This window comes from Cryobacterium fucosi (assembly GCF_004403515.1).
Taxonomy (GTDB): Bacteria; Actinomycetota; Actinomycetes; order Actinomycetales; family Microbacteriaceae; genus Cryobacterium; species Cryobacterium fucosi.
Window position 1 is genome coordinate 1 of sequence record NZ_SOHH01000031.1, and the last position, 23848, is coordinate 23848.

A 23848-nucleotide genomic window follows, 5' to 3' on the forward strand; every position below is an offset into this window, starting at 1 on the left:
CCCGGCCAGGCCAGGGACCGCCGCAGCCGGGCGGACGGCGTCCGGCCGCCCCGCATCCGGACAGGGGGGAGCCGACGCCCCGGCGGGCGACCAGACCTCGACCGAACCGATCGTGCTGCCCACGCAGGGCGCCAGGCGGATCGCCCCGGTCCGGCCGCTTCGTCGTCCGGAGACGGTTGACTCGCCGGCGACCCCGGTGCGCGACCGGCCTGACGCTCCGACCGGGGCCGGCCCGCCTGCCACGTCCACCGAGCCGTACACCGAGCCGCTCACCCCGGCCGGCGCCCGCCGGAAGTTCCGTGCCGCCCGCCGGGCCCGCAAACTGTACGAGCGCGAGGAGGTGCGCCGATTCACCTGGCGCTCACGCCGCCGGCGCGCCATCTGGCTCGTCTCGCTCGGTGTGGCTGCGGCGCTGGCCGGATTCGTGCTGATCGGCGCGTATTCGCCACTGATGGCCCTGAAGAGCATCGAGGTCGTCGGTGCCAACCGCGTCCCGTCGGCCGAGGTGCAGGCGGCACTCGGCGAACAACTGGGCACCCCGCTGCCGCTGGTCGATTTCGCGAAGGTCAAGAAGGAACTGTCCAGGTTCACCCTGATCCGCAGCTACGTCACCGAAAGCCGGCCGCCGGGAACCCTCGTCGTGCGGATCGTCGAACGTGAGCCGATCGGCGCCGTCGTCACCCCGGCCGGCTTCGACCTCGTCGACGCCGCGGGCGTCGTCATCCAGAGCGGCGCGGAACGGCCCGCGGGGTACGCGACGATCGACGCGCGGGCCGGCGCGGGCAGCACCGGGTTCCAGGCAGCCGCGGCCGTGATCGCGGCTCTGCCGGACGGCATCCGCGGCCAGCTGGACACCGTCACCGCGGCAACGAAGGACGACGTGACCCTCACCCTCATCGGCGGCGCACGCGTCGTCTGGGGGAGTGCGGAGAAGTCGGAGTACAAGTCAGTGGTGCTCGCCGCCCTGGTCGTGAACCATCCGGTCGGCAGCGTCGGCGAATACGACGTGTCCTCGCCCGACAGCGCCGTTCTGCGCTGACTTTTCGCGACACGCGGGCGCGCATCCCCGAGCCGTGCGAACTGGCGCATAACTTCGAGATCAGGAATTGCATACTCAGCATAACTTTAAACTTCGAGTAAAGGTTTAGAGTTCCACCGGAGGCCGGACGTGTCAACAACAAATCAGAACTACCTCGCAGTCATCAAGGTTGTTGGAATCGGTGGCGGCGGTGTCAACGCCGTCAACCGCATGATCGAGCTCGGCCTCCGCGGGGTCGAGTTCATCGCCATTAATACGGATGCCCAGGCACTGCTGATGAGCGACGCCGACGTCAAGCTCGACGTCGGTCGCGACCTCACCCGCGGGCTCGGCGCCGGAGCGGACCCCGAGGTCGGCCGCCGCGCCGCCGAGGACCACGCCGAAGAGATCGAGGAGGCGCTGGCCGGCGCCGACATGGTCTTCGTCACGGCCGGCGAGGGCGGCGGCACCGGAACCGGGGGCGCCCCCGTCGTCGCGCGGATCGCCAAGTCCATCGGCGCCCTCACCATCGGTGTCGTCACCAAGCCGTTCGGCTTCGAGGGCAAGCGCCGCCAGGCGCAGGCCGAGGCCGGCGTCGCCTCACTCAAGAACGAGGTCGACACCCTCATCGTCGTGCCGAACGACCGGCTGCTGGAAATCAGCGACCGCGGGATCAGCATGCTCGAGGCGTTCGCCACGGCCGACCAGGTGCTCCTCGCCGGCGTGCAGGGCATCACCGACCTGATCACCACCCCCGGTCTGATCAACCTCGACTTCGCCGACGTCAAGTCGGTCATGCAGGGCGCCGGCTCGGCGCTCATGGGCATCGGCTCCTCCCGGGGCGCGGACCGCGCGATCAAGGCCGCTGAGCTCGCCGTCGCGTCCCCGCTGCTCGAGGCCTCGATCGATGGCGCGCACGGCGTGCTCCTCTCGATCCAGGGTGGCTCCAACCTCGGCATCTTCGAGATCAACGACGCCGCCCGGCTCGTGCAGGAGGCCGTTCACCCCGAGGCCAACATCATCTTCGGTGCGGTCATCGACGACACCCTCGGCGACGAGGTGCGGGTCACCGTCATCGCCGCGGGCTTCGACGGCGGCGAACCCGGCGCCAAGGCGGTCGAGGTCCGCCGCGCCGACCTGGTCGCGGCAGGCGTGGCAGCCGGCGTGAACTCGTCGGCCGGCGGCACATCCGTCGGCTCCACCGGCGACTCGGCACAGTACGCCGTCGACGAGGCGGCCGGTTCCTCGGTCTGGTCGGGCGTCGAGCCCGGCGCGGCCGTGGCCGACCCGGCGTTCGAGGAAGACCCGGACGACCTGGACATCCCCGACTTCCTCAAGTAAGTCGACGGCAGAGCAATGAACGACCCGGACGCGGCTCCCGGGGGACCGGTCACGCCGGGCCTCCGGGAACGCCTCGCCGTCGTGCGCGGCCGGATCATCGAGGCCGCGGCCTCGGCCGGCCGCGACCCCGGCGAGATCACCACCATCGTCGTCACCAAGTTCCACCCCGTCTCGCTGATCGAGGAGCTCGCCGAACTGGGCGTGCGCGACATGGGCGAGAACCGGCACCAGGAAGCCCAGGCCAAGGCCGCGGCGCTGGACTCACTCGGCCTGACCTGGCACTTCGTGGGCCAGGTCCAGGGCAAGAAGGCCAGACAGGTGCGCACATACGCGCAGGTCATCCACTCCGTCGATCGGCCGTCCCTCGTCGACGCCCTGCAATCCGGCGAATCCACGGTGGACTGCTTCGTGCAGGTGAACCTCACGGACGACCCGGCCCGCGGGGGCGTGCGCCCCCGGGAACTGGACGCCCTGGTCGAACGAGTCCTGGCAACCGAGGGGCTGCGGCTCCTCGGCGTGATGGCCGTCGCTCCGGTCGGAGCCGAACCCCGCCGCGCCTTCGCCCGCGTGCGCGAGCTGGGCGAGCAGGCCAGGCTCGCCGCGCCGGGGGCGAAATACCTCTCGATGGGGATGTCCCAGGACTTCCCAGACGCGATCAGCGAAGGGGCGACACACCTTCGAATTGGCACGGCAATCACCGGGAATCGCCCGGTACTCGGTTAATCTGAGAACGAAGAATCATCAACCCGGAGGTCGAGATGTCCAACCCGCTCAAGAAAACCATGGTTTACCTGGGCCTGGCAGACGAAGAACTGGAATACGAGGCGCCTGCGGCTGCCCCGGCCGCCAATTCGAACTCCGCTGTGGCGCACTCCGCCAATACACACTCCGCCAATACACACTCGGCCGCTCCGAAGTCCGCCGCGCCCCACTCCGGCGCCGCTCACGGCTCGGCCGGCCGTGCACCGGTGACACCGCTGCGCAAAACCTCCACTCCCAAGAATGTGGCTGCCTCAGAAATGAATGAAATCCTCACCGTCCACCCGCGCCAGTACAAGGACGCCCAGGCGATCGCCGAGTCCTTCCGAGACGGAATCCCGGTCATCATCAACCTGTCGCAGATGAGCGATGCGGATGCCCGGCGCCTGATCGACTTCGCCAGCGGCCTCTCCCAGGGCCTGTACGGCAAGATCGAGCGCGTCACGGCCAAGGTGTTCCTGCTGTCCCCGTCGCACGTTGTCGTCTCCGGGGACAACGCTGGTGAAGAGCCCGACGCTGAGGCGTCGTTCTTCGCGCAGTCGTAATCCTGCCCGTGTTCGTCGTTTCACTGCTCGGCACGGTCGCCTACTACGCGCTGCTGCTCTACTTCTTCGTCATGTGGGGTCGCTTCATCGTCGACCTGGTCCGCAGCGTCAATCGCGCCTGGCGGCCGACGGGGTTCCTGCTCGTGCTCGTCGAGCTGGTCTACTCGGTCACCGACCCGCCCGTGCGCTTCTTCCGCCGGATCATGCCCCCGCTCCGACTCGGCCCGATCGCCTTCGATTTCGGCTGGAGCCTGACCATGCTCTGCGTCATCGTGGGAATGTGGATCGCCGGGGCCCTCGTCCGGGTCTAAATGCCGTCCACCACGGTCAAGGCATGTATTCTTGACCGGTGACGCACCGGACCGACGCGGAGCGACATGGGTCGGTCCTTGGTACGTTGGTAGAACTCAATCAGAATGTTCGCAAACTCAAGTTTTAAGGGTGGGAAGCCATGGCGCTAACTCCGGAAGATGTAGTCAACAAGCGGTTCCAGTCGACGAAGTTCCGCGAAGGATACGATCAGGACGAAGTCGACGACTTCCTCGATGAGGTCGTCGTCGAGCTGCGTCGCCTCACCGCCGAAAACGAGGAGCTCCGAGCTCGCGTCTCCGCCGACGGCGGAACGGCAGAGCCCGTCATCCTGGCCGAGGCCGTCAATGCCCCCGAGGTTGTCGCGGAGCCCACCCCGGCTCCGGTCGTCGCTCCCGTTGCCGCCGCGATCGCTGCCGAGCCCGTCGACGAGACCGCCGGCACCACCAACCTGCTCCAGCTGGCTCGCCGCCTGCACGAGGAGCACGTGAAGGAGGGTGTCGAGAAGCGCGATGCACTCATCGCCGAAGGCCACGCCACGGCGGCCCGTTTGGTCGCAGAGGCCGAGGCCAAGCAGCGCGCACAGATCAACGCCCTCGACCAGGAGCGTTCGGTCCTCGAGAACAAGATCGAAGACCTGCGCACGTTCGAGCGTGAATACCGTCAGAAGCTGAAGAGCTACATCGAGAGCCAGCTCCGCGACCTCGACGCCACCTCCCCGGTCGGCGCGAACGCCGGCAGCGACTCGGGCAACGCTTCGAAGCCGAGCTTCCAGGGCTTTGGCGCCTAAGGACAGAGCGAAGAAGCGCTCCAGCGCGCTCATCGTTCTGGTCCTTGTCGCGCTGGGCATCTACGCGCTGGACCAACTCAGCAAGTACCTTGTCGTCACCGGTCTCTCAGAGGGTGACACCGTCCGGGTTCTGAACGATGTGCTGCAACTGCACTTCGTCCGGAACCCGGGCGCTGCGTTCTCCCTGGCGACCGGGATGACCTGGATCTTCTCCATCATCGCGGTCGCCGTTGTGGTGTTCATCGTCTGGTTCGCCGGGCGGATCCGCTCCCTCGCCTGGGGCCTGGTCTTCGGGCTGCTGCTGGGCGGTGTGCTCGGAAACCTGACAGACCGCCTGCTGCGGGAGCCGTCCTTCGGCCTCGGCCACGTCGTGGACTTCATCTCGACGCCCTGGCTGATCCCGGCCATCTACAACGTCGCGGACATGTCGATCGTGGCGAGCATGATCATCTTCATGTGGCTCACCATCCGGGGAGTCGGCCTCGACGGCCGCAGGGCGCCCGCCGCGCAGCCCGCGGCCACGGATGCCGCAGCCCCGGAGCCCGCAGCCCCGGACGCCCCCGCTCCAGCCCCCACCCAGTTAGCACCCTGAAGCACCCATGGAAACACGTTCTCTGCCCCTTCCCGACGGCCTCGACGGCGTCCGTGTCGACGCCGGCATCGCCAAGCTGTTCGGGTTCTCCCGAAGCTTCGCGGCCGAGGTCGCCGAGGCCGGCGGGGTGGCCCTGAACGGAGCCGTCGTCGGCAAGTCCGAGCGGCTGCACGGCGGCGCCTGGCTCGAGGTCACCTGGCAGCCTCGGGAGGCCCTGACCATCGTGGCCATCCCTGTGCCCGACCTGTCGATCGTGCACGACGACGAGAGCATAGTCGTCGTCAACAAACCGTCCGGTGTCGCCGCGCACCCCAGCGTCGGCTGGACCGGGCCGACCGTGCTCGGGGCGCTCTCGGCCGCGGGGTACCGGATCGCGACATCCGGTGCCGCCGAACGCGCAGGCATCGTGCACCGGCTGGACGTGGGCACCAGCGGGCTGATGGTCGTCGCCAAGTCGGAGGCGGCCTACACCGCCCTCAAGCGGGCCTTCCACGACCGTGAGGTCGAGAAGATCTACCACGCGGTCGTCCAGGGCCACCCTGACCCGCTCGCCGGCACCATCGACGCCCCGCTCGGACGCCACCCTCGCTCGGATTGGAAGTTCGCGGTGGTCGCCGGCGGCAAGGACTCGATCACCCATTACGAGACGCTCGAAGCGTTCCGGTCGGCGTCGCTTCTCGAGGTGCACCTGGAGACCGGGCGCACCCACCAGATCCGGGTGCACATGGCCGCCCAGCGGCATCCGTGCGTCGGCGACGCCATGTACGGGGCCGACCCGTCGATCACCGCCCGGCTCGGACTGACCCGGCAGTGGCTGCACGCGAAACAGCTCGCCTTCACCCACCCCGACTCGCGCGAGTGGGTCACCTTCAACGCCGACTATCCGGCCGACCTCGCGCACGCGCTCGACGTGCTGCGCGACGCCTGACCTGCAGCGACCACTCTCAACACCTCGGAGCCGTTTTGTCCCCTCAGAATAAGTCGGGTGGATCGAAGGATTCGTTCGTGCACCTGCATGTGCACAGCGAGTACTCGATGCTCGACGGTGCGGCGCGGGTCAAGCCGCTCATCAACGCGGCCGTCGAACAGGGGATGCCCGCCGTCGCCATCACCGACCACGGCAACGTGTTCGGCGCGTTCGACTTCTGGCGCACCGCCACCGAGGCGGGCATCAAGCCGATCATCGGCACCGAGGCGTACATCACCCCCGGCACCGATCGCCGGGACAAGACCCGGGTGCGGTGGGGCACCAACGGGCAGAACCGCGACGACGTCGGCGGCGCCGGTTCGTACACGCACATGACGCTGCTGTCCGAGACCACCGCCGGCATGCACAACCTGTTCCGGCTGTCCTCCAAGGCCAGCCTGGAGGGCTATTACTTCAAGCCCCGGATGGACCGCGAGCTGCTCTCCGAGTTCTCCACCGGCCTGATCGGAACGACCGGATGCGTCGGTGGCGAAGTTCAGACCCGCCTGCGCCTCGGACAGTACGAGGAGGCCAGGAAGGCCGCGGGCGACTTCCAGGACATCTTCGGCAAGGAGAACTTCTTCTGCGAGATCATGGACCACGGCATCGACATCGAGCGCCGCACCATGACCGACCTGCTCAAACTGGCCGGCGAGCTCAACCTTCCGCTCGTGGCCAGCAATGACCTGCACTACACCCACGCCCATGACGCGACCGCCCACGCGGCACTGCTCTGCGTGCAGTCGGCCTCGACGCTCGACGACCCGAACCGCTTCAAGTTCGACTCCAACGAGTTCTACCTCAAGACCGCCGCGCAGATGCGGCACCTCTTCCGCGACCACCCGGAATCCTGCGACAACACCCTGCTCATCGCCGAGCGCTGCCAGGTGGAGTTCAACACCCAGGCCAACTACATGCCCCGGTTCCCCTGCCCGGAGGGCGAGAACGAGGAGAGCTGGTTCGTCAAGGAGAACGAGATCGGGCTGGCAAAGCGTTACCCGAACGGCATCCCGGCGGAAGTGCGGAAACGCGCCGACTACGAGATCGGCATCATCATCCAGATGGGCTTCCCCGGCTACTTCCTCGTCGTGGCCGACTTCATCATGTGGGCCAGGCAGCAGGGCATCCGGGTGGGACCCGGACGCGGTTCCGGCGCAGGCTCGATGGTGGCCTACGCGATGGGCATCACCGACCTGGACCCGCTTGTGCACGGCCTGATCTTCGAGCGGTTCCTGAACCCGGACCGCGTCTCCATGCCCGACTTCGACGTGGACTTCGACGAGCGCCGCCGCGGCGAGGTCATCCACTACGTCACCGAGAAGTACGGTGAGGAGCGCGTCGCCCAGATCGTCACCTACGGCACGATCAAGGCGAAGCAGGCCCTGAAGGACGCGTCCCGCGTGCTCGGGTTCCCGTTCGGCATGGGCGACAAGCTCACCAAGGCCATGCCGCCGGCCATCATGGGCAAGGACGTGCCCCTGACCGGCATGTTCGACAAGGACCACCCGCGCTACCGCGAGGCGGCCGACTTCCGTGCCGTGATCGAGTCCGACCCCGAGGCCCGCACCGTCTTCGACACGGCCCTCGGCCTGGAGAATCTCAAGCGGCAGTGGGGCGTGCACGCCGCGGGCGTGATCATGAGCTCCGACCCGCTGATCGACATCATCCCGATCATGAAGCGTGAAGCGGACGGCCAGGTCGTCACCCAGTTCGACTACCCGGCGTCCGAGGCCCTCGGCCTGATCAAGATGGACTTCCTCGGGCTCCGCAACCTCACCATCATCGACGACACCCTCGACAACATCGCGGTGAACCGCGGGCACCGGCCCGTGCTCGAAGAGCTCGGACTCGACGACCCGGCCGCGTACGAACTGCTCGCCCGCGGTGACACCCTGGGCGTCTTCCAGCTCGACGGCGGGCCCATGCGGTCGCTGCTGCGGCTGATGAAGCCTGACAACTTCGAAGACATCTCCGCCGTCATCGCGCTGTACCGGCCGGGCCCCATGGGGGCCAACTCGCACACCAACTACGCGCTGCGGAAGACGGGTCAGCAGGAGATCATCCCGATCCACCCTGAACTCGAGGAGGCGCTCCGGGACGTCATCGGCACCACCTACGGCCTGATCGTGTACCAGGAGCAGGTCATGTCGATCGCGCAGAAGCTGGCCGGGTTCTCCCTCGGCCAGGCCGACCTGCTGCGCCGGGCCATGGGCAAGAAGAAGAAGTCGGAACTGGACAAGCAGTTCGAGGGGTTCTCCGGCGGGATGAAGGCCAACGGCTACTCGATGGACGCCGTGACGACGGTCTGGGACATCCTGCTGCCGTTCTCCGACTACGCCTTCAACAAGGCGCACTCGGCCGCCTACGGGGTGCTCTCGTACTGGACGGCGTACCTCAAGGCCAAGTACCCGGCCGAGTACATGGCGGCCCTGCTCACCAGCGTCGGCGACTCCCGCGACAAGCTGGCCCTCTACCTGAACGAGTGCCGGAGGATGGGCATCCAGGTTCTGCCGCCCGATGTGAACGAGTCGATCGGCTACTTCGCGGCCGTCGGCACCGACATCCGGTTCGGGATGGGGGCCGTGCGCAACGTCGGCTTCAACGTCGTCGACGCCGTCCGGCTGACCCGCACGGAGAAGGGACGTTTCGAGTCGTTCCACGATTTCCTGCGCAAGGTGCCGATCCAGGTTGCCAACAAGCGCACCATCGAGTCCCTGGTCAAGGCAGGCGCCTTCGACTCCCTCGGCGCGACCCGGCGCGGCATGGTCGAGATCCACGAGGCCGCGGTGGAGTCCGCCGTCAAGATCAAGCGCGATGAAGAGCACGGCATGGTCGGGTTCGACTTCGACAGCCTGTTCGACGACCCGCAGGAAACCGAACAGGTCCCCGACCGCCCGGAGTGGAGCAAGAAGGAGAAGCTCGCCTTCGAACGCGACATGCTCGGCCTCTACGTCTCCGACCACCCGCTGGCGGGGCTCGAAATCCCGCTGGCCAAACACGCCAGCACCACCATCGTCGATCTGATGGCCTCCGACCAGACCCAGGACGCCGACACGGTCACCATCGCGGGCCTGATCACCAGCGTGCAGCACCGGATCGCGAAGAAGTCGGGCAACCAGTACGGCATCATCCAGGTCGAGGACTTCGGCGGGGAGATCGCCGTCATGTTCATGGGCAAGGCGTACCAGGAATTCGCCCAGGATCTGATCAGCGACCAGGTCGTGGTCGTGCGAGGCCGGGTGAGCCTGCGAGACGACGGGATGAACCTGCACGCCTACAGCATCTTCGCCCCCGAGCTGGGCCAGGCCTCCGACTCCGGGCCGCTGGCCATCACCGTGGCCGAGGCCCGGGCGACCACCGACACGGTCACCGCGCTCGGTGAGGTGCTCGGCCGGCACGGCGGCAGCTCAGAGGTGAGGCTCAAGCTCGTCAAGGGCACGACCGCGCGGGTGTTCGAGCTGCCGTTCCGGATCACGATCAGCGCCGACCTGTTCGGGGAGCTGAAGAGCCTGCTCGGGCCGTACTGCCTCACCTGAGCCCGGGTTGTAGCCTTGGACCATGACACGGCGCGCCAGGGAACCGATCTACAGCACTGCCATCGCGGCAGGGCGGGCCGTTTTCGGCCTGCTGCGCCTCACGCCATCGGTCACCGGGCTCGCGAACCTTCCCGACACCGGGGGAGCGGTCCTGGCGATCACCCACTTCGGCTACGCGGACTTCGCCCTGGTCGAATGGATGACCTGGCACCGAAACCGGCGTCACATCCGTTTCCTGGCGAAGAAGGGTGCCTTCGACCAGCGCCTCGTCGGCCCGCTGCTGCGGGGGATGCGCCACATCTCGGTCGACATGAAGGCCGGCGCGGCGGCCTACGTGCAGGCCGTCGCTGCATTGCGCACCGGTGAACTGCTCGGCGTTTTCCCGGAGGGAGGCGTGAACGCATCCTTCACCGTGCGGTCGCTCAAATCGGGGGCGATCCGGATGGCGGCGGAGGCAGGGGTCCCCGTCGTGCCGATCGCGGTCTGGGGAGGGCACCGCCTGCTCACCAAGAACCACAGGCCGTCGCTCAGGGAGGCCTTCCGGGCGCCGATCGGATTCGCCATCGGCGAGCCGATCCAGGTGCCGGCCGACGCGGATGTTCAGGAACTCACCCTGCGCCTGCACACAACGCTGCAGGCGCTCGTCGACAAGCTGCAAGCCGGCTATCCCGAGGACGGCGCCGGGGCCTGGTGGCAGCCGCAGCACCTGGGCGGCAGCGCGCCGACCCCGGAGCAGGCCGCGATCGTGGAGGCGGAGCGCCGCCGGTTGCGCGACCTTCCCCCGGTCTGACTCGGCCGGGTCAGACCGGGGCGCCCGGCACCCGGTAGGTGCGCTCGTGGTAGAGCAGCGCGTCGTCGTTCTCGCCCATGCCGCCCTCTTCGATCTGCACGATCACCACCGCGCTGTTGTGCACGAGCACCCGCTCGACGATCCGGCCGACCATCCACGACGTCACCCCGGCGAGCACCGGCAGGCCGTGCGGCCCCGGTGCCCAGTGATCGCCGACGAAGCGCTGTTCAGCGGGCCCGGACAGCGTCTGCGCCAGGGCGCGATTTCCCGCACCCAGGATGTGGATGACAACCCGGTCGTTCGCGGCGATCGCCGGCCAGGTGCTCGCGGAACGTGCCATGTTGAACGTCGCCAGCGGCGGCACGGAGGCGAGTGACGCCAGGGAGGTGGCGGTGAACCCGACCGGTGTGCCGTCCTCCCGCAACGAGGTGATCACGGCGACCCCGGCGGCATGACGGCGGAACGCGTGTTTGAAGGCCGCGAGATCCTGCGGCGCATTCGGGTCGCCCTCCAGCGGAGGTGCGGCGGTGGCGGGTGTCGTGACGGGTGTCTCTGGTGCCTCGGTGTCGTTCATGGTGTTTGAATCAAGCTCCTCGGCAGCCAGCCTATTCCCGTGCGGAGGGGGGATGGTCGCTAGGCTGGTCGGAGATGATCCAGACTATTGACCTTCGGGGCACCAGGCCCACTCCCGCCGAGCTGCTGGCCGCCGTGCCCCGCGCGGCCACCAGCGTGACCGTCGCCAGCGACGTCGCAGCAGCGTTGATCGATGACGTGCGCGCCAGGGGAGAGGCCGCCCTGCTCGACCAGGCCGAGCGCCTGGACCGGGTGCGCCCCGCCCATGTCCGGGTCCCGGCGAGCGAGATCGCGGAAGCCGTGGCCGGGCTCGACCCCGCAGTGCGCACGGCCATCGAAGAGACGATCCGGCGAGTGCGCATCGCGAGCGCCGCGCAGGTGCCCCCGCGCGTCACCACCACGATCGCCGACGGCGCCGTCATCACCCAGCGCTGGCAGCCGGTCAACCGGGTCGGGCTCTACGTTCCCGGCGGCAAGGCCGTCTACCCGTCCAGCGTCGTCATGAACGTCGTGCCGGCACAGGTCGCCGGCGTCTCGTCGCTCGCGCTCGCCTCGCCGCCGCAAAGCGACCACGCCGGCCGGGTGCACCCCACGATCCTCGCCGTCGCCGGGCTGCTCGGCGTGCACGAGATCTACGCCATGGGCGGCGCGGGCGCCGTCGGTGCCTTCGCCTACGGCGTTCCCGGTCTCGGCCTCGACCCGGTCCAGCTCGTCACGGGCCCCGGCAACGTCTACGTCGCCGCCGCCAAACGCCTCGTTCGCGGTGTCACCGGCATCGACTCCGAAGCCGGACCGACCGACATCCTGGTCATCGCGGATGCCGCGGCCGACCCCCGGCTGGTGGCGGCGGACCTGGTCAGCCAGGCCGAACACGACGAGCTGGCGGCGGCTGTCCTCGTCACCGATTCCGCTCCGCTGGCGGCTGCCGTGTCCGCCCACCTGGCCGAACTGGCCACGACGACCACCCACAGCGTGCGGGTGACCGCGGCGCTCTCCGGGCCCCAGTCAGCGATCGTGCTCGTCGACGACCTGGCCGCAGCCGCCGCGTTCAGCAATGCGTTCGGACCCGAGCACCTGGAAATCCAGACCGCGGACCCGCAGGCCGTGCTCGCGCGGATCGACAACGCGGGGGCCATCTTCCTCGGGGCGTATTCCCCGGTCAGCCTGGGCGACTACGTCGCGGGCTCGAACCACGTGCTGCCGACCGGCGGCCAGGCCCGGTTCTCCTCCGGGCTGGGGGCGTACACCTTCCTCCGGCCGCAACAGGTCGTCGACTACGGCCGCGAGGCGCTGCTCGCGGTCGCCGGCCACATCGCGGCCCTCTCCGCGGCCGAGGCCCTCCCGGCCCACGGCGACGCCGTCACGGCACGGTTCAGCGCCGGCGCGGAAGGGTAGGCGAGGCCGAATGTTCTGCCCGTTCTGCCGCCACCCGGACTCCCGAGTCATCGACTCGCGCACCAGCGACGACGGGCTCTCGATCCGTCGCCGGCGCCAGTGCCCCGAGTGCGGGCGCAGGTTCAGCACCACCGAGACCGCCAGCCTGAACATCATCAAGCGCAGCGGGGTCGTCGAACCGTTCAGCCGGGACAAGATCGTGTCCGGGGTCCGCAAGGCATGCCAGGGGCGCCCGGTGACAGACTCCGACCTGGCCATGCTCGCCCAGAGGGTCGAGGAGACCATCCGCCAGACCGGCGCCTCCCAGGTGGACGCGAACGACATCGGGCTGGCCATCCTGCCGCCGCTGCGGGACCTGGACGAGGTGGCCTACCTGCGTTTCGCCAGCGTGTACCAGGGCTTCGATTCGCTCGAGGACTTCGAGTCAGCGATCGCCCAGCTGCGCACCGGGCACGTCGAGGGCCTCGGCACCGAGGCAGCGGAATCATCCACCACCACCACCACGCCGACCGCCACGGCAGAGATCTGAGCCGTGTACCCCCTTTTCTTCACGGCAGTGCTGTCCCGGCTCGACCCCGAGCGAGCGCACCATCTCGCCTTCAGCGTGATCCGGGCGTTGCCCACGCTCGGCGTCGGGCGCCTGGTCCGCCGGTTCACCGCGCCGGCGACCGACGAGGGCGTCGACGCCCTCGGGCTGCATTTCGACTCGCCGTTCGGCCTGGCCGCCGGGTTCGACAAGGACGGGAAGGCCGTGATCGGCCTCGGCCAGCTCGGTTTCGGCCACGTCGAGGTCGGCACCATCACGGCCCTCGCCCAGCCCGGAAACCCGAGACCGCGCCTGTTCCGCCTGATCGCCGACCGTGCCGTGATCAACCGGATGGGTTTCAACAACGACGGTGCTGAGGCGGCTCGGATGCGCCTCGCCCGGGTTCTGGCCGTTCCCGGCCGGCCCGTTCTCGGCATCAACATCGGCAAGAGCCGCGTCACCGCGGTCGAGGATGCGACCGCGGACTATCTGGCCAGCGCCGCGCTCCTCGCTCCCCTCGCCGACTACCTCGTCGTCAACGTGAGCTCACCCAACACGCCGGGACTGCGTGGGCTCCAGGAGCGGGACCAGCTTGCCCCGCTCCTTCGCGCGGTGAAGGCCGAGGCCGCCGGCACGCCCCTGCTGGTCAAGATCGCCCCCGACCTCAGCGATGACGAGGTGACCCGGATCGCCGAACTCGTGGTCGCGCTCGGCCTCGACGGCATTGTCGCGACGAACACGACCATTTCGCGGGCGGGCCTGGCCACGGATGACGCCACGGTCGCCGCCGCAGGGGCAGGCGGTCTCTCCGGGGCCCCGCTCCATGCCAGGTCCTTCGCCGTGCTCCGCCTGATCCGGGCCTCCGTGCCCCGCGAACTGTGCGTCATCTCGGTCGGCGGCGTCGAGACGGCGGAGCAGGTCGCCGAGCGTCTCGCGGCCGGAGCGACGCTCGTGCAGGGCTACAGCGCGTTCCTCTATCGAGGCCCGCTCTGGGCGCGCCAGGTCAACCGTGGACTCGCCCGGATCCGTTCCAGGGAGCGCGCAACCGAGTTCTGAGCCCCTATCGGAAGCGCTGGGCGGGCAGGCCAGAGCACGCTAGAGCAGGCCGTGTTCGGCCAGCTGGGCCGCCAGGCTTGACCCATCGGGACCGTAGATCCACCGGGGATCGTGCGTCTCGACGACGGCGTCCTTGGCCCGGCGCCCGGCCAGGACGGCCTCGCTCGGTGACAGCTGCCGAATCAGGACGGCCTCGACGCTGCCGGGGAAGTCGCGCTGGAACTCGCCGTAGATGGCCTCGTCGTGCTGGCCGTCGTCGCCGATCAGGATCCAGCGGATATCCGGGAACTCCTGGGCGAGCCGGCGCAGGTTGGCGCGCTTGTGCTCGGACCCGCTCCGGAACCAGCGGTCGTGGGTCGGCCCCCAGTCCGTGAGCAGGAGCGCCCCGGCCGGGTAGAGGTTGCGGGAGAGGAAACGGGTCAGCGTGGGGGCGACGTTCCACGCCCCGGTCGAGAGATAGATCATCGGGGCGCCGTCAGAAGTGGCCGCCAGCCGGTCCAGGAGCACCGCCATTCCCGGGGTGGGCACCCGTGCGTGCTCGTCGAGCACGAATGTGTTCCAGGCCGCCAGCAGCGGCCGGGGGAGGGTCGTGACCATGACGGTGTCGTCGACATCGGAGATGATGCCGTGGTGGACGGTCGGGCCGACGATGAAGAGGGGCGCTTCGACCGGGGTGGACGCATCCGTGTGCAGCTGCGCCACGTGCCAGCCGGGTTCGAGGCTCACCCGCACGACCGTGTCGACGACGCCGCCGCGGTCCGCCTGCACCCGGTGGACCTGGCCGTTGACCTCAATGGTCACGGTGACGTCGTTGACCGGCACGCTGGTGAAGCTGCGCCAGCCGCGGATGCCGGCGTCGCGCCGGTCGGACCGCCAGCGGCGCCGGGTGCTCGCCGACCTGCCCGGCTTGGCCGGTTTGGCCAGGAGCACGCGGCAGAGGATCCGCACCCACCCGGTCGACCCGTATCCGGTGTATGGAATGACCGTCGGCAGGTAGCCGCGCCTGCGGGCGAACCCTTCGCGGGTCCCGTGCAGCCAGTCCTCCACGCGCGCCGCGCGGTGCATCATCATCGCAGGGGTGACCGCTGTCGGTACTCGGGATGACTTCGGCACAGTCCCTAGTCTGGCATGCGCCGGGACCGTGCGGCGTGGCTCGGCCCCCAATCCGGGGCGGGGGTCCGTCGCTGGCAAGCGAGCGGGGCTCAGCACCGTAGAATTGGGGCTTACTTCAAGGAGGACAAGTGTCACTCAGTGACCTTTTCGGTGGGGATCCTGTCGTGTCGGGCCAGCAGGTGCGGGTCGAACCCACCCAGCAGCGCAGCACGGCGCGCCTGTCAGGGCTGCTCGATGCAGCTGCCGTCGTGGTGGACGAGGTGGGGTTCGACCGCATCACGACCGCGATGGTCGCTGAACGCGCGGGGGCGTCGATCGGCACGGTGTACCGGTACTACCCCGACCGGGTGGCGGTGTTGCAGGCCCTGCGCGAACGCGCGGTGTTGAGGTTCCGGCAGCGCGTGGTCGAACAGCTGAAGACCAGCGGGACGGAGACCTGGTGGGATGCCGTCGACTGCGCCATCACGGCGTTCGTCGACCTGTATCGTTCCGAGCCCGGCTTCCGGATCGTGCACTTCGCCGACCGGGAACGGGCCCCGATCAGCGGCAGCGAGGACCTCGAATCGGGCTACTTCGCCCACCAGCTGGCGGGGGTGCTCGCCGAGGAATTCGGCCTGCACGGCGGCCCTGACCTGATCTTCCGGCTCGAGGTGGCCGTCGAGATGGCGGACTCGATCCTCTCCCGTGCCTTCCACAGCGACCCGCACGGCGACGAACGCTTCATCGCGGAGTGCCGCCGGGTCATGCGTGACTACCTGGTCGGCTACTACGGCCCCGTCGCCGCCAGCGTCTGACCGCGACGGCACTGGTCGTTTCGCCCTCAGCGGATAACATTCTGCAATCCATTGTGCCGTTCGGTGGCGAACGATGGTTGTGTTAACCCTCTGGCACGTGTTGATCCGACTTCAGGCGAGGAATGAGCCACTTCTATGATCGAGTTCCGCTCGGTGAGCAAACAGTTCCCGGATGGCACCCTGGCCGTCGATGACTTCAGCCTCACCATCCCGTCGCACCGGACCACGGTGCTGGTCGGGTCTTCCGGGTCGGGGAAGACCACTCTGCTGCGAATGATCAACCGGATGGTCGACCCCACCGCCGGCACGATCGAGATCGACGGGGTCGACATCGCCTCCCTCGAACCGGTGAAGCTCCGCCGCAGCATCGGCTACGTGATGCAGAACTCCGGGCTGCTCCCGCACCGGAAGGTGGTCGACAACGTCGCGACGGTGCCGTTGCTGCGGGGCGTGCCGCGAAAGAAGGCCAGGGCCGATGCCCTGGCGTTGCTCGACACGGTCGGCCTCGACCGGACCCTGGCCGATCGGTACCCGAGCCAGTTGTCCGGCGGGCAACAGCAGCGTGTCGGCGTGGCCAGGGGACTCGCGGTCAATCCCAACATCCTGCTGATGGACGAGCCGTTCGGCGCCGTCGACCCGATCGTGCGCGCCGAGTTGCAGCAGGAGCTCATCCGGCTGCAGACCGAGCTTGGCAAGACCGTGGTCTTCGTCACCCACGATGTCGACGAGGCGTTCCTGCTCGGCGACCAGGTCGTCATCCTCCAGCAAGGCGGCCGGATCGCGCAGATCGGCACACCCACCGATATCCTGGCCCACCCGGCCAACGACTTCGTCGCCAGCTTCATCGGCGCCGAACGGGGCAAACGCGCCCTGCATCTCGAACGACACGACGGCCGGGACGTGCTCGTCGACAGCGACGGCCGCCTCGCGGGCGTGCTCGTGGGCGACGCCCCGGGGCAGGGCGTGGGGTTCCGATGAATTGGGTCTGGGCCAATCTCGACCTCATCTGGGACCGCACCCTCGACCACCTCGTCCTCAGCGTGCCCCCGATCATCCTCAGCTTCGTGATCGCGCTCCCGCTCGGCTGGCTGGCCAACCGCTACCGCCTCAGCCGCGGAGTGATCCTGACGGCGAGCGGGCTGCTTTACGCCATCCCCTCGTTCCCGATGTTCATCGTGCTGCCCGCCCTCGTCGGCACCACTCTCCGGTCCCCGCTCAATCTGGTCATCGCCCTCACCATCTACGGCGTGGCACTGATGGTGCGCGTGGTTGCCGACGGGCTCGCCTCCGTCGACGCCGACGTGCAGCGCTCGGCCGTCGCCGTCGGGTTCTCGACCTGGACCACCTTCTGGCAGGTGGAGCTCCCGCTGTCCGGCCCGGTGCTGCTGGCCGGGCTGAGGGTCGTCGCGGTCAGCACCGTGAGCCTGGCCACGGTGGGTGCCGTGATCGGGGCGCAGAGTCTCGGCTCCCTCTTCACCGACGGATTCCAGCGCGGCATCCAGGCCGAGATCATCACCGGCATCGTCGCGACGGTCCTGCTCGCCCTGCTGCTGGATGGGGCGCTGGTCGCCGTCGGACGGCTTGCACTGCCCTGGACCCGAGCGAGGAAGACCGTCAAGGCGGATGCCCGGCTCCGGTTGCCCGTCGAGGTCACCTCGTGAACATCTTCGCCGATGCCCTCAACTGGATCCTCGACCCCGCCAACTACGCCGGACCGGGCGCCATCCCCGTGCGCGCGCTCGAGCACCTCGGCTTCACCTTCCTGACCCTGCTGCTCGCCTCGGCCATCGCCATCCCGTTCGGCTTCGCGATCGGACACAGCGGACGTGGACGCGGCCTGGCCGTGGCGACCTCCGGTGGGCTGCGCGCCATCCCGACCCTCGGACTGCTGACGCTGGTGGCACTCTGGATCGGAATCGGCCTCGGCGCCCCCTACGTCGCCCTGACCGTGCTGGCGATTCCGCCGATCCTCGCCGGCGCGTACACCGGGTTCGAGGCCATCGACCGTGGTGCGATCGACGCCGCGCGGGCCGTCGGCATGTCGGAGGTGCAGATCCTGACCCAGGTCGAGATCCCGCTGGGCCTGCCCCTGCTGATCGGGGGACTCCGCTCGGCCGCGCTCCAGGTCGTGGCGACCGCCACCCTCGCCGCCTACGTGGCGGATTTCGGCCTCGGCCGCTACCTGTTCTCCGGCCTGAAGACCCGCGACTATGCGCAGATGCTCGGCGGATCGATCCTCGTCATCCTGCTCGCCCTCGCGCTCGAGGCCGTCTTCGCCACGCTCCAGCGGATCGTGGTCCCACGCGGCGTCGCCTCGACCCGCCTCCCAGTCGACCGGGCCAGGTCAGCCAGACCTCGCCCGGGGATGGAACCCGCCATCACGAAAGGAAACCCCTAATGTTCACAGTGAAAAGAGGCCGGCTCGCGGCAATCGCCGCGGTCGCGGTTGGGGCCGTCGTAGCCCTTGCAGGGTGTGCGTCCGGCGACCCGCTGGAGCGCGGAAGTACCACGTCGGGCGACTCGAAGACCCTCGTGGTCGGTTCGCAGGACTACTACTCCAACGAAATCGTTGCGGAGATCTACGCCCAGGCGCTCGAGGCCAACGGCGTGACCGTCGACCGGCAGTTCCGGATCGGCCAGCGCGAGGTCTACCTGCCCGACATCACCGGCGGCAAGATCGACGTCTTCCCCGAGTACACGGGCAGCCTGCTGCAGGCTCTGGACAAGGAGGCGGCCGGCGGCACCGCCGATGAGACGTACGCCGAACTGGTCACGGCGCTTCCGTCCGGCCTGCGCGTGCTCGACCAGGCGGCCGCGACCGACCAGAACTCGTGGACCGTCACGGAAGCCTTCGCCAAGAAGTACAACCTCACCGACATCGCGTCGCTGAAGAATGTCACCGAGCCGATCACGGTGGGCGGGAACTCCGAGCTGGAGACCCGACCGTACGGACCGGCCGCGCTCAAGGAGAAGTACGGCATCGAGACCGTCGGATTCAAGCCGGTCGAAGACGGCGGCGGCCCGCTCACGGTCAAGGCCCTCGTCGACGGCGACATCCAGCTGGCGAACATCTACACCGCCAGCCCGAACATCAAGTCGGACAACCTCGTGGCCCTGACCGACCCTGACGGCGTCTTCTTCCCCGACAACGTCGTTCCCGTCGTGTCGAAGAAGGTCGACGACACGGCCGCCGCGGTGCTCAACAAGGTCAGCGCCGCCCTGAGCGCCGAAGACCTGGTCAGCCTCAACTCGGAGAGCGTCAACGACCAGAAGTCCGCGAAGGCGATCGCGGCCGGCTGGCTCAAGCAGGCGAATCTCTTCTAGTCCCTGCCGGTGACCAATTCGACGGACATTTTCGGTTTGCGTGCATGATTTGGGGCAAAACCGCCCCGAAATCCGAAAATGTCCGTCGAATTCGACGGGGCGCGCGGCAGCCGGGCAGCCGGGATCAGCCGAGCAGGAGCAGGGTCGGCAGGGCGAGCAGACCCGCCGACGCGGCGAGAACGCCGAAGCCCTGGTGCCGGCGCAGCCTCGGCGTGGGCACCACGAGCCGGCGAAGCCGAGGCGTCAGCAGGTCGAACGGATGATCCGGCCCGGCTAAGGACGCGGCATCCGTTTCGCGAGTCCCGGTTTCGGGTCTCGTAGCAGGGCCCCCCGGTTCGCGCGCGCCCGTGACCGGCCCGTGCGCCGACCCCACCAGCGCGATCGCCGTCGCGAGGGTGCGGTCGTCGACCTCGCGGCGGGCCTGGTCGTCGGCCAGCATCTCCACCAGCAGGCCCACCGCCGTCTCCGCCCGGGTCGCGATCGGGAACCACGGCAACGCGCTGCGCCACGACCTGAACGCGAGCAGCACGACGTGGTGGCGCTGGAGCAGGTGCGCCCGCTCGTGGGCCACCACCGCGCGGAGCTGGTCGGCGTCGAGCAGGCTGATCAGCCCCCTCGACAAGACCGTCGCCGACGTCGTCGCGCCGGGCAGGCAGTACGCGACCGGGGCCTCATGGTCGATGACGCGGGTTCCCGGACGGTCGGCCAGTGGTTCGCTGAGCAGCGCGACGAGGTGGTGGTGACGGCGCAGCTGCACCCTGGCGCGGAGGAACGTCGCCGCCAGATTGAGCAGCAGGTGCCCGGCGAGCAGAAGCCCGGCGGCGAGGGCGAGCACCTGGCCGAACGTCATCCCGACAGGAACCGCCCCGGAGCCGGGGTGGTCCGAGAGGGAGCGGATGCCCGCCAGCGGGCTGGTCCCGAACCCGAGCAGCCCGTAGGCGAGCAGGGCCCCGATCATCGACAGCCCGCCGGCCAGGGCGATCGACTGCCAGAGCACCAGAGCGAGACCGGGGGAGCGGGCCGGCCACCGGGCGCGGGAGAGCAGGATCGGCAGGGGCCAGGCGAGGGCGAGGGCGAGCGCCCCAAGCACTAGCGCGGTCGTCGGCACGGCGCCGGGCTTCGCGTCACTCGTGCCCGGTCTCGCGAGCGCCGTCACTCGCCGCGGATGCCGGGCTGAGCAGGAGCCGGAGGCTGTCGGCCTCCTGCGGGCTGACGTTGCCGATGAACCTGGCCAGCGCCGCCTGCCGGTCGGGCGCCGAGCCGAGCACTTCGAGCATCAGCTCGGCCGTGTGTTCGGCCCGGGTCGTCACCGCCCGGTACAGGTGCGGGCGGCTGCCGCGGTCCCGGCTGACGAAACCCTTGTTCTCAAGCCTCGACAGCACCGTGAGCACCGTGGTCGTCGCCAGCCGCTTGCGGCTCGCGGCCGCGGCGGCCGGGGTGAGCAGGCGGTCGCGCAACTCGTTCGCGGGCAGCGACTGACCGGTGTCCCAGAGGACATCCATCAGCAACCGCTCCAGCACACCCAGATTCCCCATGGCGACAGTTTACCGCCGCCACCCGCCGTCTTCTACGGGGCGTAGAAGTGTAGTCTTCTACGTATCGTAGAAGAGTGGCTCTGTTGGAGGACGCATGAACGAGTGGCTGGATCCGTTGCTCCTGTCGAGGTGGCAATTCGGTCTGACGACCGTGTACCACTTCCTCTTCGTTCCGCTCACGATCGGACTGTCCCTCACGGTCGCGATCTTCCAGTCCGCGTGGGTGCGCACCGACAAGGCCAGGTACCTCCAGCTGACCCACTTCTTCGGCAAGATCTTCCTGATCAACTTCGCCATGGGCGTCGTGACCGGGATTGTTCAGGAGTTCCAATTCGGCATGAACTGGTCCACCTACTCCCGGTTCGTCGGGGACGTCTTCGGGGCGCCGCTGGCATTCGAGGGCATCGTGGCGTTCTTCCTCGAGGCCACCTTCATCGGACTGTGGATCTTCGGCTGGGACAAGCTGCCCCGGGGACTGCACCTCGCGACGATCTGGCTGACCACGGCCGGGTCGATCGCGTCCGCCTACTTCATCCTCGCCGCGAACGCGTTCATGCAGAACCCGATCGCGTTCCGGATCAACGAGGCCAGAGGCAGGGCCGAGCTCACGGACATCGGTGAGCTCCTCACCAACCCGATCGCGCTCGCGTCGTTTCCGCACACCATCTTCGCCTCCTTCATGGTCTCGGCCGGCCTGATCATCTCGGTCGCGGCCTGGCACCTGGTCCGCCGGCAGCACGCCGACTCGATGCGCCCGGCCCTCAAGTTCGGGCTCTGGATGATGGTCGTCTCCGGCGCCGTCACCACCTTCTTCGGCGACTCCCTGAGCCTGGCCATGACGGCCGCCCAGCCGATGAAGATGGCCGCGGCGGAGGCCCTGTACAAGACGGCCACCGGCGCCGACGCCTCCTTCTCGATCTTCACCCTCGGCACGCCCGACGGGGTGAGCGAACTGTTCTCCGTCCGGATCCCGTACCTGCTCTCCTTCCTGTCGACGAAGACCCTCGACGGCACGGTCGAGGGCATCAACAACCTGCAGGCGCAATACGTGGGGCTCTACGGGCCAGGCGACTACACCCCCACCATCTGGATCACCTATTGGGCGTTCCGCTGGATGATCGGCCTCGGTCTGGCGCACATCCTCGTCGCCGTCGTCGGCCTCTGGCTCACCCGCGGCGGGCGCACCCCGGCCGCCACCTGGGTCTGGAAGGTCGCCATCTGGTCGTTCCCGTTCTCGCTCGCGTCGATGAGCGTCGGCTGGATCTTCACCGAAATGGGACGGCAGCCCTGGCTCGTCTTCGGGCTGCTGAAGACGGAATCCGGCGTCTCGCCCAACGTCACCGGGCTCGAGATCCTGATCTCCCTGGTCGCGTTCACCCTGATCTACGGCGTGCTCGCCGTGGTCGAGTTCCGGCTGATCCTGCGCGCGGTCCGGCAGGGCCCGGAGGATGCCCCGGTGCCGGATCCGCTCACCGGCGAAACCCCCCAACGTGTCACGGTCTACTAGGAGCGTCTGATGGAACTCAACATCCTCTGGTTCTGGATCATCGCGGCGATGTTCATCGGCTACTTCGTGCTCGACGGTTTCGACTTCGGCGTCGGGATGTCGCTGCCCTTCCTCGGCCGCGACGACACCGACCGGCGGGTGCTGATCAACACGATCGGCCCGGTCTGGGACCTCAACGAAACCTGGCTGATCGTCGCCGGCGCCTCGCTGTTCGCCGCGTTCCCCGAGTGGTACGCGACGATGTTCAGTGGGTTCTACCTGGCCCTGCTGCTGATCCTGCTCGCACTCATCGTGCGGGGGGTGTCGTTCGAGTACCGGCACCAACGGCCCGAATCCGAGTGGAAGAAGTGGTTCGACGCCATGATCGTCGTCGGCAGCGCAGTGCCGGCCCTGCTCTGGGGCGTCGCCTTCGCCAACGTCGTGCAGGGCGTGCCGCTCGACGCGGGCCACAATTTCTCTGGCAGCTTCTTCGACCTGCTCAATCCATACGCGCTGCTCGGCGGCCTGACCACGCTGCTGCTCTTCTTCACCCACGGGATCGTCTTCGTGTCCCTGAAGACCGAGGGCGACATCCGCGAGCGTGCCAGGAAACTGGCCGTGCGGTCCGGAATCGTGACGATCCTTGTCGCCGCGTCCTTCCTGCTCTGGACCGTGCTCGCCTTCGGGAGCCTGTTCACCGCCGTGTTCGCCGGGCTGGCCGCCGTTGCCCTGATCGGGTCGTTCCTGTTCAACCTGAGGGGCTCCGAGGGCTGGGCATTCACACTGATGGCCGCGACCATCGGTCTGGCCGTGCTGACCCTGTTCGCGTCCCTGTTCCCCGACGTGATGCCGGCGAGCAACGACGCCGCGAACAGCCTGACCATCGCGAACGCGTCTTCGACGCCGTACACCCTGCAGGTGATGAGCTGGACCGCCCTGATCGCGGCCCCGGTGATCTTCCTCTACCAGGGCTGGACCTACTGGGTGCTGCGCAAGCGTGTCAGCCGGGGCACCATCGAAGCCGCCGCGCACTAGCCCGCCCGCCAAGACCGCTCCCGCCCAGACTCCGCCCACCAGCCTTTCGAATCGTCAATGCGCCCCCTCGACCCCCGGCTCCTCCGCTACGCGTCCGCCGCCCGGTGGTTCCTGCTGGTCGGGGCCGCGCTCGGCCTGGCCCAGACGCTGGTCGTTGTCGCGTTCGCCTGGCTGCTGAGCCGGGCGATCAGCCTCGCCGTCGACGGGCAGGGCCCGGCCGAGCTCGCCCCGACGGTCGGCGCCCTCGCCGCTGTCGTCATGGCCAGGGCGGCGCTGGTCTGGCTGCTCGAGGTGGCCGCGAGCCGCGGCGCCGCGTCGGTCAAAAGCCAGCTGCGCGCGCGGGTGCTCGAGCGCCTCGCCGAGC

The 23848-nt window shown here is 68.7% G+C and carries 24 protein-coding genes and 1 pseudogene; 21 read left to right on the top strand and 4 right to left on the bottom strand.

Annotated elements, in window-relative coordinates; all coding sequences use genetic code 11:
• The 10 genes from E3T48_RS03085 to E3T48_RS03130 form a co-directional block, all read left to right on the top strand.
• Positions 1 to 1039: cell division protein FtsQ/DivIB (locus E3T48_RS03085; protein WP_134522398.1), on the top strand; the 1039-nt coding region annotated here is incomplete at its 5' end.
• A 129-nt stretch (positions 1040 to 1168) separates the two neighbouring features.
• On the top strand, positions 1169 to 2359 hold the full coding sequence (ftsZ, locus tag E3T48_RS03090; RefSeq protein WP_134522399.1) for a cell division protein FtsZ: 1191 nt from the start codon (positions 1169 to 1171) through the stop codon (positions 2357 to 2359).
• 15 nt (positions 2360 to 2374) lie between these two features.
• Positions 2375 to 3082, top strand: a complete 708-nt coding sequence (locus tag E3T48_RS03095; protein WP_134522400.1) for a YggS family pyridoxal phosphate-dependent enzyme — start codon at positions 2375 to 2377, stop codon at positions 3080 to 3082.
• Positions 3083 to 3117: 35 nt separating this feature from the next.
• The gene (locus E3T48_RS03100; RefSeq protein WP_134522401.1) at positions 3118 to 3663 is read left to right on the top strand and encodes a cell division protein SepF; all 546 of its coding nucleotides are present in this window, start codon (positions 3118 to 3120) and stop codon (positions 3661 to 3663) included.
• 8 nt (positions 3664 to 3671) lie between these two features.
• Positions 3672 to 3974, top strand: a complete 303-nt coding sequence (locus E3T48_RS03105) for a YggT family protein (RefSeq protein ID WP_134522402.1) — start codon at positions 3672 to 3674, stop codon at positions 3972 to 3974.
• 140 nt (positions 3975 to 4114) lie between these two features.
• Positions 4115 to 4762: a DivIVA domain-containing protein gene (locus E3T48_RS03110; protein WP_134522403.1), complete on the top strand. Its 648-nt coding sequence runs from the start codon at positions 4115 to 4117 to the stop codon at positions 4760 to 4762.
• The gene (gene lspA / locus E3T48_RS03115) at positions 4752 to 5354 is read left to right on the top strand and encodes a signal peptidase II (protein WP_134522404.1); all 603 of its coding nucleotides are present in this window, start codon (positions 4752 to 4754) and stop codon (positions 5352 to 5354) included. The genes E3T48_RS03110 and lspA overlap by 11 nt, the downstream gene beginning before the upstream one ends.
• 7 nt (positions 5355 to 5361) lie before the next feature.
• A complete protein-coding gene (locus E3T48_RS03120; protein WP_134522405.1) occupies positions 5362 to 6282 on the top strand; it encodes an RluA family pseudouridine synthase in 921 nt (306 codons plus the stop codon).
• A gap of 107 nt (positions 6283 to 6389) precedes the next feature.
• The gene (dnaE, locus tag E3T48_RS03125; RefSeq protein WP_134522417.1) at positions 6390 to 9857 is read left to right on the top strand and encodes a DNA polymerase III subunit alpha; all 3468 of its coding nucleotides are present in this window, start codon (positions 6390 to 6392) and stop codon (positions 9855 to 9857) included.
• Positions 9858 to 9879: 22 nt separating this feature from the next.
• On the top strand, positions 9880 to 10647 hold the full coding sequence (locus E3T48_RS03130; protein ID WP_134522406.1) for a lysophospholipid acyltransferase family protein: 768 nt from the start codon (positions 9880 to 9882) through the stop codon (positions 10645 to 10647).
• Positions 10648 to 10657: 10 nt separating this feature from the next.
• Here E3T48_RS03130 and E3T48_RS03135 read toward each other — a convergent pair whose 3' ends face one another.
• Positions 10658 to 11221 (bottom strand): flavin reductase family protein, encoded by a 564-nt coding sequence (locus E3T48_RS03135; protein WP_134522407.1) that lies wholly within the window; start codon positions 11219 to 11221, stop codon positions 10658 to 10660.
• A gap of 74 nt (positions 11222 to 11295) precedes the next feature.
• Here E3T48_RS03135 and hisD point away from each other — a divergent pair, with 74 nt between their 5' ends.
• From hisD to E3T48_RS03150, 3 genes are read left to right on the top strand one after another with little or no spacing between them, the layout of a single operon-like run.
• Entirely contained in the window at positions 11296 to 12615 is a 1320-nt protein-coding gene (hisD, locus tag E3T48_RS03140; RefSeq protein WP_134522408.1) for a histidinol dehydrogenase, read from the top strand.
• 10 nt (positions 12616 to 12625) lie between these two features.
• Positions 12626 to 13144 (top strand): transcriptional regulator NrdR, encoded by a 519-nt coding sequence (gene nrdR, locus E3T48_RS03145; RefSeq protein ID WP_241986600.1) that lies wholly within the window; start codon positions 12626 to 12628, stop codon positions 13142 to 13144.
• 3 nt (positions 13145 to 13147) lie between these two features.
• A complete protein-coding gene (locus E3T48_RS03150; RefSeq protein ID WP_134522409.1) occupies positions 13148 to 14197 on the top strand; it encodes a quinone-dependent dihydroorotate dehydrogenase in 1050 nt (349 codons plus the stop codon).
• A gap of 39 nt (positions 14198 to 14236) precedes the next feature.
• On the opposite strand, the gene E3T48_RS03155 is transcribed toward E3T48_RS03150, so the two are convergent.
• Positions 14237 to 15310 carry an App1 family protein gene (locus tag E3T48_RS03155; RefSeq protein ID WP_420898343.1) on the bottom strand — a complete coding sequence of 358 codons (1074 nt, stop codon included), beginning with the start codon at positions 15308 to 15310 and terminating at the stop codon, positions 14237 to 14239.
• Positions 15311 to 15438: 128 nt separating this feature from the next.
• Between E3T48_RS03155 and E3T48_RS03160 the strand changes: the two genes are divergently transcribed.
• From E3T48_RS03160 to E3T48_RS03180, 5 genes are all read left to right on the top strand, one after another.
• The gene (locus tag E3T48_RS03160) at positions 15439 to 16104 is read left to right on the top strand and encodes a TetR/AcrR family transcriptional regulator (protein WP_134522410.1); all 666 of its coding nucleotides are present in this window, start codon (positions 15439 to 15441) and stop codon (positions 16102 to 16104) included.
• 135 nt (positions 16105 to 16239) lie between these two features.
• On the top strand, positions 16240 to 17082 hold the full coding sequence (locus E3T48_RS03165) for an ABC transporter ATP-binding protein (protein WP_134522411.1): 843 nt from the start codon (positions 16240 to 16242) through the stop codon (positions 17080 to 17082).
• Positions 17079 to 17765 (top strand): ABC transporter permease, encoded by a 687-nt coding sequence (locus tag E3T48_RS03170; RefSeq protein WP_134522412.1) that lies wholly within the window; start codon positions 17079 to 17081, stop codon positions 17763 to 17765. The genes E3T48_RS03165 and E3T48_RS03170 overlap by 4 nt, the downstream gene beginning before the upstream one ends.
• Positions 17762 to 18502, top strand: coding sequence for an ABC transporter permease (locus tag E3T48_RS03175; RefSeq protein ID WP_134522413.1), 741 nt, complete (start codon positions 17762 to 17764; stop codon positions 18500 to 18502). Before E3T48_RS03170 ends, E3T48_RS03175 begins: the two co-directional genes overlap by 4 nt.
• Complete coding sequence (locus tag E3T48_RS03180) at positions 18502 to 19428, top strand: ABC transporter substrate-binding protein (RefSeq protein ID WP_198417611.1); 927 nt, start codon at positions 18502 to 18504, stop codon at positions 19426 to 19428. The genes E3T48_RS03175 and E3T48_RS03180 overlap by 1 nt, the downstream gene beginning before the upstream one ends.
• Before the next feature lie 124 nt (positions 19429 to 19552).
• On the opposite strand, the gene E3T48_RS03185 is transcribed toward E3T48_RS03180, so the two are convergent.
• Together E3T48_RS03185 and E3T48_RS03190 are read right to left on the bottom strand one after the other, a co-directional pair.
• Complete coding sequence (locus E3T48_RS03185) at positions 19553 to 20584, bottom strand: M56 family metallopeptidase (RefSeq protein WP_241986602.1); 1032 nt, start codon at positions 20582 to 20584, stop codon at positions 19553 to 19555.
• The gene (locus E3T48_RS03190; protein ID WP_134522414.1) at positions 20553 to 20963 is read right to left on the bottom strand and encodes a BlaI/MecI/CopY family transcriptional regulator; all 411 of its coding nucleotides are present in this window, start codon (positions 20961 to 20963) and stop codon (positions 20553 to 20555) included. Before E3T48_RS03190 ends, E3T48_RS03185 begins: the two co-directional genes overlap by 32 nt.
• A gap of 94 nt (positions 20964 to 21057) precedes the next feature.
• On the opposite strand from E3T48_RS03190, the gene E3T48_RS03195 reads away from it, so the two are divergent.
• From E3T48_RS03195 to E3T48_RS03205, 3 genes and pseudogenes are all read left to right on the top strand, one after another.
• On the top strand, positions 21058 to 22470 hold the full coding sequence (locus tag E3T48_RS03195) for a cytochrome ubiquinol oxidase subunit I (protein WP_134522415.1): 1413 nt from the start codon (positions 21058 to 21060) through the stop codon (positions 22468 to 22470).
• Positions 22471 to 22479: 9 nt separating this feature from the next.
• Positions 22480 to 23484 carry a cytochrome d ubiquinol oxidase subunit II gene (gene cydB / locus E3T48_RS03200; protein ID WP_134522416.1) on the top strand — a complete coding sequence of 335 codons (1005 nt, stop codon included), beginning with the start codon at positions 22480 to 22482 and terminating at the stop codon, positions 23482 to 23484.
• A 57-nt stretch (positions 23485 to 23541) separates the two neighbouring features.
• A pseudogene (locus E3T48_RS03205) lies at positions 23542 to 23848 on the top strand (thiol reductant ABC exporter subunit CydD); the annotation flags it as partial.